Origin of the sequence: Neorhizobium sp. P12A (assembly GCF_008365395.1) — a bacterium.
Classification (GTDB): domain Bacteria; phylum Pseudomonadota; class Alphaproteobacteria; order Rhizobiales; family Rhizobiaceae; genus Rhizobium.
This window is the reverse complement of record NZ_QOVX01000001.1, coordinates 243,680-254,375: the sequence shown is the minus strand read 5'-3', so window position 1 is coordinate 254,375 and position 10,696 is coordinate 243,680. Positions and strand designations below refer to the sequence as shown.

Below are 10,696 nucleotides of genomic sequence, written 5' to 3'. Positions count from 1 at the left end.
GGAACATTGAGTGATTGGCCGGCGTGGCGATGCGGCCATAAAGAGAAGGAATAGGTACCATGACTATTAAGCTGCAGAAGCCAGATATTACCGAGCTGAAGCCGCGCATCACCGTGTTCGGTGTCGGCGGTGGTGGCGGCAATGCCGTCAACAACATGATCACGGCCGGTCTCCAAGGTGTCGATTTCGTCGTCGCCAACACGGATGCGCAGGCTCTGACGATGACGAAGGCAGAGCGGATCATCCAGCTCGGCGCAAACGTCACCGAAGGTCTCGGTGCCGGTTCGCAGCCGGAAGTCGGTCGTGCCGCCGCAGAAGAATGCATCGACGAAATCGTCGATCATCTGAACGGCACGCATATGTGCTTCGTCACCGCCGGCATGGGCGGCGGCACCGGTACTGGTGCTGCTCCCGTCGTCGCACAGGCCGCCCGCAACAAGGGCATCCTGACGGTCGGCGTCGTCACCAAGCCGTTCCACTTCGAAGGCGGTCGCCGCATGCGCCTTGCCGAAGCGGGCATCCAGGAACTGCAGAAGTCGGTCGACACGCTGATCGTCATCCCGAACCAGAACCTCTTCCGTATCGCCAATGACAAGACGACGTTCGCCGACGCCTTCGCCATGGCCGACCAGGTTCTCTATTCGGGTGTCGCCTGCATCACCGATCTGATGGTCAAGGAAGGCCTCATCAACCTCGACTTCGCCGACGTTCGCTCCGTCATGCGCGAAATGGGCCGTGCGATGATGGGTACCGGCGAGGCTTCCGGTTCGGGCCGCGCGATGCAGGCTGCTGAAGCCGCGATCGCCAACCCGCTGCTCGACGAAACCTCGATGAAGGGCGCCCAGGGTCTGCTGATCTCCATCACCGGCGGTCGCGACCTCACCCTCTTCGAAGTCGACGAAGCAGCGACCCGCATCCGTGAAGAAGTCGATCCTGATGCCAACATCATTCTCGGCGCCACCTTCGACGAATCGCTGGAAGGCATCATCCGCGTTTCTGTCGTCGCAACCGGCATCGACCGGGCGGTCAACGCGGTTCCCGACCGGGAATTCCGTCCGGCAGCAAAGCCGGTTGTCCGTCCCGCCGCGGCTGTTGCTCCGGCAGCGGCCGCAGTCCAGCCTGCTTACGTAGCGCAGGCACCGAAGGCCGCCGATCCGATCGCCCAGACCATCCGCATGGCGGAAGTCGAAATGGAACGCGAGTTGGATGTTGCTCTTTCGCGCCAGGCAGCTCCGGTTCAGCAGCCGGTCATGCAGCAGCCGCAGATCCAGGAAGAAACCTTCCGTCCGCAGAGCCGCATCTTCGCGGCAGCACCGGAAGCTCCGGTCGTCCGTCAGGCTCCGGTCGCTCCGCAGCCTGCTCCGGTCATGCAGCAGCCGGTAGCGGTCCACCAGCCGGCTCCGATGCAGCAGCCCGTTCGCCAGGAGCCGATCATCCGTCAGGCGCCTGAGCAGGTGCGCATGCCGAAGGTCGAGGACTTCCCGCCGGTCGTCAAGGCCGAGATGGATCATCGTTCGCAGCCGGCAGCCAGCCACGCTGCGGAAGAGCGTGGCCCGATGGGCCTTCTGAAGCGGATCACCAATTCGCTCGGACGCCGTGAAGAGGAAAACGTCTCTGCCGACATGACGGCAGCGCCGGCCGCCGCCTCGCAGCAGCGTCGCCCGCTGTCGCCGGAAGCAAGCCTCTATGCACCGCGCCGTGGTCAACTTGACGACCAGGGTCGCGCAGTACCGCAGGCACGCATGACGAATGAGGATGACCAGCTCGAGATCCCGGCGTTCCTGCGCCGTCAGTCGAACTGATCGGAACTTGCAGAAATGCCATATCCGGCGCTCACGGCCCCGGATATGGCTCTTTCAATTTCAGCCTTTAATTCTGTGATTACCTAGCAAATTCAGTCACCTGATTCCGTTACAAAGCGAAAGAAACAGTGATTTGGAATGCCGAGTTCCCGCGAGTATGTAGATACTCAGCGCAGTGGAATCGCATTCATTCAAAGTTTGCTTCCGTTGCAAGGTAAGAAGCCGGAACAGCTCGGGGAGCGCCAATGGCGTGCTGGGTCGGTACAGGACGATAAAGGCAGAATTTGAATGGCAATTAGATTGCTCGGTTTTCAGACGACGATTGCAAGCCCCGTTACGCTCTCGGGCACTGGTGTCCATTCGGGCTACAATGTATCGATTACCTTCCTCCCGGCCGAAGCCGATACCGGCGTCGTTTTCCAGCGTATCCACGATAATGGTGATGTAACGGAGTTGCGTGCGGTTTCTTCGCAGGTCGGCAATACCGATCTTTGCACGGTACTCGGCTTCTCTCAGGCTCGGTCCATCGCGACTGTCGAGCATGTCATGGCCGCCGTTTATGCCATCGGCCTCGACAATGTCGTCATCGAAGTGCAGGGCGCCGAGATGCCGATCATGGATGGCAGCTCCCATCCCTTCATCGAAGCCTTCGAGCAGACCGGACTTGTGTCGCTTGGCGTGAAGCGTCGCTACATCCGCATCGTCAAGCCGGTCCGTATCGAGGCTGGCGGTTCATGGTGTGAATTCCGTCCCCATGACGGCACGCGCTTCGAAGTCGAAATCGACTTTACGTCGCCGGTTATCGGTCGCCAGAAGTGGGAAGGCGAGCTGACCGCCGAGAGCTTCAAGAAGGAGCTTTCGCGGGCTCGTACGTTTGGCTTCATGCGTGATGTCGAGCGCCTGTGGGCATCCGGCCATGCGCTCGGTTCGTCGCTCGAGAACTCCGTCGTCATTTCCGATGACGATACCGTCATCAATGTCGAAGGCCTGCGTTACGCCAAGGACGAATTCGTGCGTCACAAGACGCTGGATGCCGTTGGCGACCTCGCTCTCGCCGGCTGCCAGTTCATTGGCTGCTATCGCTCCTATCGTGGCGGTCACAAGATGAACGCCAATGCGCTGAAGGCTTTGCTCAGCGATCCGACCGCTTACGAAATCGTCGAGACTTCTGCGCCGCGCCGCACCGGCGCGCGGAGCTTCGTTACGGTGAATGCTCCGGAATTTGCTCCCTGGTCGGCATGACCTCCAGAATTTAAGGACCAGGGTCCTGCCGCCCCCGAAAGGGGGCGGCTTCTTTCTTTATGGGCCTGAGAATCACTATTGCAGTCATTTGCTCAAGATTGAGCGCTCCAGACGAAATCTCCTGTCAATACAGAGGCTAAAGCTGGGAAACTTTCGGGTACTGCCACAAAAATGCGTTAATGCATCATCATTGCGTTGCCCTAGTGATGCTTTTGTGGCTAGAAACGCCAGCGAGAAGCGGCCGCTTAACCATGGCGGCGATTGGGATTTGTCCGATGGGTTTTGCAGGATCTGATAGCATGAAGATTACAGCACGGGCGCTGCTCGTAACGCTTCTCTTGGCGAGCACGGGCATGGCTGTTTCCAGCTGCCAGGCGGACAGGGATATCGATATTACGAAGCTCGGCGTCGAAACCGATCCGCCGGAAACGCTTTACAATCAAGGCCTGGCCAATATCAAGGCCGGCAACATGACCGAAGCCGGCAAGAAGTTCGACGCGATCAACCAGCAGGAGCCTTTCTCCGAGTGGGCGCGCAAAGCCTTGGTCATGAGCACTTTCGTGAAGTTCCGCCAGGGCCGCTACGATGACGCTGTAACCACCGGCAACACCTACCTGAAGCAATATCCGCAGTCCGAAGATGCCGCCTATGTGCAGTATCTGGTCGGCAATTCCTACTCCAAGCAGATTGTCGACGTAACGCAGGATCAGCGCGCTGCCCAGCAGACGATCGAGGCGATGCAGAAGGTCGTCACGAACTATCCGACATCGGAATATGTCAACGACGCCCAGGCCAAGATCCGCTTTGCCAAGGACCAGCTGGCCGGCAAAGAGATGCAGGTCGGTCGCTACTATCTCGAGCGCAAGGACTATCTTGCTGCGATTTCGCGCTTCCGCATTGTCGTCGAGCAGTATCCGACGACGAACCAGATCGAAGAAGCGCTGGCGCGACTCGTCGAAGCCTATTATGCCATGGGCATCGTCCAGGAAGCTCAGACGGCAGCTGCCGTTCTCGGGCACAATTACCCTGATAGCAAATGGTACGACGACTCCTATAAACTCCTGAAGAGCGGCGGCGCCGAGCCACGTGAGAATTCTGGTTCCTGGATCTCGCGCGCCGGCAAGAAGCTGCTTCTTGGCACGTGAGATCTAAGCGCAGATGCTGATCCAGCTTTCGATCCGCGATATCGTTCTGATCGAGCGGCTGGATCTTGCCTTCGAGACCGGGCTCTCCGTCCTGACGGGCGAGACGGGCGCCGGCAAATCCATCCTGCTTGACAGCCTGTCGCTGGCGCTCGGTGGGCGCGGAGACGGCGGTCTCGTGCGCCACGGCGAAGACAAGGGGCAGGTGACTGCCGTCTTCGATGTCGGCGCGGACCATGCGGCCCGCAAGCTGCTGCGCGACAACGGCATAGACGACGCTGGCGATCTGATTTTTCGCCGCAGCCAATCCGCCGATGGCCGCACCAAGGCCTATGTCAACGATCAGCCGCTGAGTGTTCAGCTCATGCGTCAGGCAGGCCAGTTGCTGGTCGAAATCCATGGCCAGCACGACGACCGCGCCCTTGTCGACACCAATGCTCACCGCATGTTGCTCGATGCCTTTGCCGGCCTTGGCGAGGATGTGCAGAACGTTTCGCGGCTCTACAAAATCTGGCGCGACACCGAGCGGACGCTGAAAAAGCATCGCGAGAAGGTCGAGAACGCCGCGCGCGAGGCGGATTATCTTCGTGCCTCCGTCGAGGAACTGGAGGCTCTGTCGCCGCAGGACGGCGAGGAAGAGGAGCTTGCCGAGCGCCGTTCGCGCATGATGAAGGCAGAACGGATCGCCGGCGACATTTCCGAGGCATCCGAATTCCTGAACGGCAATGCCTCTCCAGTGCCCCATATCGCCTCGCTGGTGCGCAGGCTGGAGCGCAAGAGCCACGAGGCACCCGGACTGCTCGAAGAGACTGTAGCGCTGCTGGACGCGGCGCTGGACCAGCTTTCCAACGCGCAGATGGAAGTCGAGGCGGCGCTGCGCAAGACCGAATACGATCCCAAGGAGTTGGAGCGTGTCGAGGAGCGGCTGTTTGCCCTTCGTGGTGCGTCCCGCAAATATTCCGTGCCTGTCACCGGTCTGCCGGCGCTCGCCGAACGGATGATCGCCGATCTCGCCGACGTCGATGCCGGCGAGGAACGGCTGACCAAGCTCGAAGCGGAGCTCGCTGTCGCCAGATCCGATTTCGATGAGGCGGCGCGGTCGCTCTCCGACAAGCGCCATCATGCCGGCGAGGCGCTTGCCGCCGCCGTTATGAGCGAACTGCCGGCATTGAGGCTGGAGCGGGCGCGCTTCATGGTCGAGATCTCGAGCGATCCGCAAGAGGCTGTCGCCGAGGGGATCGACGTTGTGGAATTCCACGTTCAGACCAATCCGGGGACCCGGCCGGGACCCATCATGAAAGTGGCATCGGGTGGTGAGCTCTCGCGATTCCTGTTGGCGCTCAAGGTGGCGCTCGCAGATCGCGGCTCGGCACCGACGCTCGTTTTCGATGAAATCGATACCGGTGTTGGCGGTGCCGTGGCTGACGCCATCGGCCAGCGGTTGAAGCGCCTTTCGGAGCGCGTGCAGGTTCTGTCCGTCACGCATGCGCCGCAGGTTGCGGCCCGCGCGGAAACGCATCTGTTGATCTCCAAGGGACCGGCGGCCGAGGGCTCCGAAAAGATCTCGACCCGTGTCGCCACCATGGAGCCCAGGGATCGCACCGAGGAAATCGCCCGTATGCTTGCCGGCGCTTCGGTCACCGAAGAGGCGAGAGCGGCGGCCAAGCGGCTGCTGGCCGGGAACGGCTGAACCTATTTCCCAACGACGGGATGGGGGTGTCTATACACCAGGTCCGCCGGATCAGGACGCGGTGCCTGCGCATCGAGTTCGCCACCCAGTCGCTCCGCGAGCTTGCGGGAACGGATATTTCCGGGCGCGATGTAGCTGACGATGGTTTGCAGCCCACGCACATTGAACGCCCAGTCGCGTAGCGCGCTTGCTGCTTCGTAGCCGTAGCCTTTTCCTTCCGCGTGTGCGTAGACCAACCAGCCGAGTTCATGTTCGGGAAAGAACGGTCCAGAATTGATGCCGACCTGCCCGAGGCAGCGCCCGGTGTCGCGCTCCTCAAGCATCAGGGCGCCTTGGCCCGTTAACGTCCACAGAGCCGCGTCGTGGCAGAACATTCCCCAAGCGGCTGTGGTCGCATGCGGGCCGCCCATATAGATTGCCCGCGGCGAGGACATGAGTTCGGCATATTCAGGCCAGTCATCCATCGTTAGCGGACGCAGAATGAGCCTCTGTGTTTCGATCGTCGGAATCTCGGTCATCTGCTCTCTCCCCTATCCGCAGGCGATAATCTCCCATGCCGGAAATACGGTGTCTCTTTTAATCCGGAAATTTTGCTCTAAAAAAACAAACCAGATTCTCCGGAGTGATCAAAGATGTCCACCGAAGTCGATAGCCTGACGATCGAAGAGGCCGCTGCCGAACTGGAGCGCCTGGCAAAGGAGATTGCCCGCAACGATGCGCTCTATCACGGCAAGGACGCCCCGGTTATTTCCGATGCGGAATACGACGCGCTGAAGCGCCGCAATGATGCGATCGAGGCGCGATTTCCCGAGCTTATCCGTGAAGACAGCCCGTCGCGCCACGTTGGGGCTGCGCCGTCGGCAACCTTCTCTGCCGTCGTTCATGCCCGACCGATGCTGTCGCTGGACAATACTTTTTCCCAGGAAGACGTTCAGGACTTCGTCGCCAGCGTCTATCGCTTCCTCGGGCGCTTGCCGGATCAATCGATCGCATTCACTGCGGAGCCGAAGATCGACGGGCTTTCGATGTCGATCCGCTACGAGAACCGCAAGCTCGTCACGGCCGCGACCCGCGGCGACGGCACGACGGGCGAGAACGTGACGGCCAATATCCGCACCATCAAGGAAATCCCGCAGACATTGCCAGCGGGGGCGCCTGACATCGTCGAAGTGCGCGGCGAAGTCTATATGGCCAAGAGCGATTTCCTGGCGCTGAACGCGCAGATGGAGGCCGAGGGCAAGCAGACCTATGTCAACCCACGCAACACCGCCGCTGGCTCCCTGCGGCAGCTCGACGCCAAGGTGACGGCGAGCCGCAAGCTCAAATTCTTCGCCTATGCCTGGGGCGAAATATCGGACATGCCGTCGGATACGCAGTTCGGGATGGTGGAAAAATTCAAGGATTGGGGCTTCCCGGTCAATCCGCTTATGAAGCGGTTGAACTCCGTTGCCGACATCCTTGCGCATTATGACGATATCGGCCTGAAGCGCCCGGATCTCGACTATGATATCGACGGCGTCGTCTACAAGGTCGACAGCCTGGAACTGCAGGCCCGCCTCGGCTTCCGTTCCCGTTCTCCGCGTTGGGCGACCGCGCACAAGTTCCCGGCCGAGCAGGCTTTCACCAAAGTGACTGCCATCGATATCCAGGTCGGGCGCACCGGCGCGCTGACGCCGGTGGCGCGTCTTGAACCGATCACCGTCGGCGGCGTCGTCGTCACCAATGCGACGCTCCACAACGCCGACTATATCGAGGGCATCGGCAATTCCGGCGAGCGCATCCGCGAGGAGGGGCACGACATTCGGATCGGTGATACGGTCATCGTGCAGCGCGCCGGCGACGTCATACCGCAGGTGCTTGATGTTGTCATGGAACGTCGGCCCGAAGGGACGGAGCGATACAAGTTTCCGACGAAGTGCCCGGTCTGCGGCAGCCATGCGGTCCGGGAGAAGAACGAGAAGACCGGCAAGCTCGATTCGGTGACCCGCTGCACCGGTGGATTCATCTGCCGCGCGCAGGCGACCGAGCATCTGAAGCATTTCGTCTCCCGCAATGCTTTCGATATCGAGGGCCTCGGAACAAAGCAGGTGGATTTCTTCTTCGAGAGCGAGGACCCGGCGCTGCAGATCCGAACTGCGCCTGATATCTTCACGCTTAGAGCGCGGCAGGAAGCGTCTCCGCTGACCAAGCTCGAAAACATCGAGGGCTTCGGCAAGGTCAGCGTTCGCAAACTCTTCGATGCCATCGACGAACGGCGCCAGATTGCGCTCCACCGCTTCATCTATGCCCTCGGCATTCGTCATGTTGGGGAGACAACGGCCAAGTTGCTGGCGCGTTCCTATGGCACATACCAAGCCTTCGAAGCTGCCATGAAGGAGGCGGCACCGCTCTCCGGTGATGCCTGGAACGATCTCAACGACATCGAGGGTATCGGCGAAATCGTGGCGCGCGCCATCGTCGAATTCTACAAGGAGCCACGCAATGTCGAGGTGATCTCGCGGTTGCTCGCCGAAGTGAAGCCGGAGGAGGCCGAACAGCCTGTCACATCGGGCAGCCCCGTTGTCGGCAAGACCGTGGTCTTCACCGGCTCGCTGGAAAAGTTCACGCGCGACGAGGCCAAAGCCCGCGCGGAAAGCCTTGGCGCCAAGGTTGCCGGCTCCGTCTCTAAGAAGACCGACATCCTCGTCGCAGGCCCGGGCGCCGGCTCCAAGCTCGACAAGGCGAGGGAACTCGGTGTGCAGACGATGGACGAGGACGAGTGGCTGGCGTTGATCGGGGGGTAGCATGTGGGCAGCAGGCTGCCACAGCCCGGTTCAGGTGCTGATCCGCGCCATAGCATATACGTCTGCAAATCGGCCGGCGCGGAAGGCGTAGTCTTTGAGCACGCCTTCTTCGATAAAGCCGAATTTCCGATAAAGCGCTATCGCGGATGCATTGTCGATGAACACCGTCAGCTCGATGCGGCGGATGTTCAGCCAGTTGTCGGCGATTTCAACCAGCTCGCCCAGCAGGGCGCTGCCGATACCGCGGCCGGTGAAGTCGTCATGCACGCCCATGCCAAGGCTTGCGACATGCTGCCTTCGATCGACAAACCGACGCAGCCCGGCATTTCCAACGATCACGCCGTCGATAAGGGCCACGAGATTTGGCGAGCCCGGCTCGCGCTTCTCCAGCCAGCTTCTGGTTTCCTGGATGGTCTGGTGGGGCAGGCGCAACGTGCCGGTGCGGTACCCCGGAAGGTTCGCGATGGCCGCTATTCCCTCTGCGTCGGTTGGCTGTGCGGCGCGGATAAGCAGTCCCGGCTGACGGGCAGGTTTCGATATATCGGATTGATCGGCGATTTCATTCATGGGTCTCTCCTGGATTTTGCCGAGAAGAGCCGGTTACCAAAAACCCTGCTCGTCTCAGCAGGGTTGTCGGAATGATCGGATGCTAGTGACGCACCATCTCTTCCGCGCACCCCTGAAGGGACGTGGTAAGAAGGGTCATCATGGTCATAGCGATAGAAGCGATCATGCGCGCAGTTTTCGTGCTTTCGCGGATGTTGTCAACCAATCGGCGAAAATTGCGTCTCGTGATGCGGGCGGCTATTCCTGTATCTCGACGCGAATCGGGATTTCGACTTGAAGACCATTGCCATTGATTTCGAGACAGCCAATGAGCAACGCGGCAGCGCGTGCTCCGTCGGACTTGCCTGGATCGAAGAGGGCAGGGTCACTCGTGTCGAGGAACGGCTGATTCGGCCGAGGAATATGCGCTTTTCCGGCATGAATATCGCGATCCACGGTATCCGCCCGGAGCATGTCGAGGATGCGCCGGAATTTCCGGAAGTCATGGACGAGTTCATCGATGATTTCAGCGGTGCGACGATGATCGCGCACAATGCTGCCTTCGATTTCAGCGTCTGGCGCGCGAGCCTTGATCTTTATCGACAATCCTATCCCGAGCTTACTTATCTCTGCAGCCTGAAGATGGCGCAGCGGATCTGGCCGCATTTCCTGTCGCACCGCCTGAACCTGATCGCAGAGCATCTCGGCCTGCGCTTCGTGCATCATAATGCGGCCGAGGATGCCGCTGTCTGCGCGGCTGCGGCAATCGAGATGGCCAAGGCTGTGAAGGTTGCGACAGTCAATGCGATCCCCGGTCTGATCGGCATGCGTCCCGGTAAGCTGACGGCACGCGGCTACGAGCCCTGTACCTGCCGGAAGGCCTGACCGCTTTCTTGCAAAGCCCTGGTCCACTCTTATCTAGAGTTCGGGATCATCCAGGGAGATTTCAGGCCCATGCAGCGTTTTCAGAGCCTTGCCGTTGCTTCTCTTCTCACTCTCATTGCCGGAACCGCCTCGGCCGACGTGGTCGGCAAGGTCGGTGTGGATTGGACGGGCAACGACATCATCGTCGATGCCGTGGCTGATCCGGAAGTATCCCGGGTTACCTGCCACGTCACCTATTTCGATCGCAGCGTTATCGACAGGCTGAAGAACGGCAATTGGTTCGAGGATCCTTCGAACAATTCGATTGCGTGCCGCCAGACCGGACCGATTTCCATCGGCGACATCAGCCTGTCGCAGAGCGGAGAAGAGGTGTTCCGTGCCGGCATGTCGCTGATCTGGAAGAAGCTGGTGGTCAACCGAATCTATGACAAGAAGAACGACACGCTGATCTATCTGGCGCATTCGCGCGAACTGACGGATGGTTCGGCGAAAATGTCGATCTCCACCATTCCGCTCTTCGGCCAGAACGTCAGCTGGAAAAACGGAAAACCGAACTAACGTCGGCCTCGTCCGTGACAAGAAGATGATACCAAAAAAGGTCAGATG

General features: G+C 60.2%; 9 protein-coding genes. 7 read left to right on the top strand and 2 right to left on the bottom strand.

Translation table 11 applies throughout. The features are described 5' to 3' along the window. Nucleotides 1-59 precede the first annotated feature (59 nt). From ftsZ to recN, 4 genes are all read left to right on the top strand, one after another. A complete protein-coding gene (gene ftsZ / locus DTW90_RS01180; protein WP_149336079.1) occupies nt 60-1,802 on the top strand; it encodes a cell division protein FtsZ in 1,743 nt (580 codons plus the stop codon). Between the two features lie 288 nt (nt 1,803-2,090). After that, nucleotides 2,091-3,044, top strand: a complete 954-nt coding sequence (gene lpxC / locus DTW90_RS01175; protein WP_132524234.1) for a UDP-3-O-acyl-N-acetylglucosamine deacetylase — start codon at nt 2,091-2,093, stop codon at nt 3,042-3,044. Between the two features lie 275 nt (nt 3,045-3,319). Further along, nucleotides 3,320-4,189 (top strand): outer membrane protein assembly factor BamD, encoded by an 870-nt coding sequence (locus DTW90_RS01170; RefSeq protein WP_188079855.1) that lies wholly within the window; start codon nt 3,320-3,322, stop codon nt 4,187-4,189. Between the two features lie 13 nt (nt 4,190-4,202). Then, a complete protein-coding gene (recN, locus tag DTW90_RS01165) occupies nt 4,203-5,876 on the top strand; it encodes a DNA repair protein RecN (protein ID WP_149336077.1) in 1,674 nt (557 codons plus the stop codon). Between the two features lie 2 nt (nt 5,877-5,878). Here the strand turns inward: recN and DTW90_RS01160 are convergent, their stop codons facing one another. After that, a complete protein-coding gene (locus DTW90_RS01160) occupies nt 5,879-6,394 on the bottom strand; it encodes a GNAT family N-acetyltransferase (RefSeq protein ID WP_149336076.1) in 516 nt (171 codons plus the stop codon). A 114-nt stretch (nt 6,395-6,508) separates the two neighbouring features. Here DTW90_RS01160 and ligA point away from each other — a divergent pair, with 114 nt between their 5' ends. Then, the gene (ligA, locus tag DTW90_RS01155; RefSeq protein ID WP_149336075.1) at nt 6,509-8,659 is read left to right on the top strand and encodes an NAD-dependent DNA ligase LigA; all 2,151 of its coding nucleotides are present in this window, start codon (nt 6,509-6,511) and stop codon (nt 8,657-8,659) included. A 30-nt stretch (nt 8,660-8,689) separates the two neighbouring features. Here the strand turns inward: ligA and DTW90_RS01150 are convergent, their stop codons facing one another. Then, nucleotides 8,690-9,226 (bottom strand): GNAT family N-acetyltransferase, encoded by a 537-nt coding sequence (locus DTW90_RS01150; RefSeq protein ID WP_149336074.1) that lies wholly within the window; start codon nt 9,224-9,226, stop codon nt 8,690-8,692. A 273-nt stretch (nt 9,227-9,499) separates the two neighbouring features. Here DTW90_RS01150 and DTW90_RS01145 point away from each other — a divergent pair, with 273 nt between their 5' ends. Together DTW90_RS01145 and DTW90_RS01140 are read left to right on the top strand one after the other, a co-directional pair. Continuing rightward, complete coding sequence (locus DTW90_RS01145) at nt 9,500-10,090, top strand: 3'-5' exonuclease (RefSeq protein ID WP_149336073.1); 591 nt, start codon at nt 9,500-9,502, stop codon at nt 10,088-10,090. Nucleotides 10,091-10,159: 69 nt separating this feature from the next. After that, the gene (locus DTW90_RS01140; protein WP_149336072.1) at nt 10,160-10,648 is read left to right on the top strand and encodes a CreA family protein; all 489 of its coding nucleotides are present in this window, start codon (nt 10,160-10,162) and stop codon (nt 10,646-10,648) included. Nucleotides 10,649-10,696 lie beyond the last annotated feature (48 nt).

What these genes read in the sequence shown, in the direction of transcription:
- ftsZ (WP_149336079.1), top strand. Translation starts at nt 60, where the DNA reads ATGACTATTAAGCTGCAGAAGCCAGATATTACCGAGCTGAAGCCGCGC.
- lpxC (WP_132524234.1), top strand. Translation starts at nt 2,091, where the DNA reads ATGGCAATTAGATTGCTCGGTTTTCAGACGACGATTGCAAGCCCCGTT.
- DTW90_RS01170 (WP_188079855.1), top strand. Translation starts at nt 3,320, where the DNA reads ATGGGTTTTGCAGGATCTGATAGCATGAAGATTACAGCACGGGCGCTG.
- recN (WP_149336077.1), top strand. Translation starts at nt 4,203, where the DNA reads ATGCTGATCCAGCTTTCGATCCGCGATATCGTTCTGATCGAGCGGCTG.
- DTW90_RS01160 (WP_149336076.1), bottom strand. Translation starts at nt 6,394, where the DNA reads ATGACCGAGATTCCGACGATCGAAACACAGAGGCTCATTCTGCGTCCG.
- ligA (WP_149336075.1), top strand. Translation starts at nt 6,509, where the DNA reads ATGTCCACCGAAGTCGATAGCCTGACGATCGAAGAGGCCGCTGCCGAA.
- DTW90_RS01150 (WP_149336074.1), bottom strand. Translation starts at nt 9,226, where the DNA reads ATGAATGAAATCGCCGATCAATCCGATATATCGAAACCTGCCCGTCAG.
- DTW90_RS01140 (WP_149336072.1), top strand. Translation starts at nt 10,160, where the DNA reads ATGCAGCGTTTTCAGAGCCTTGCCGTTGCTTCTCTTCTCACTCTCATT.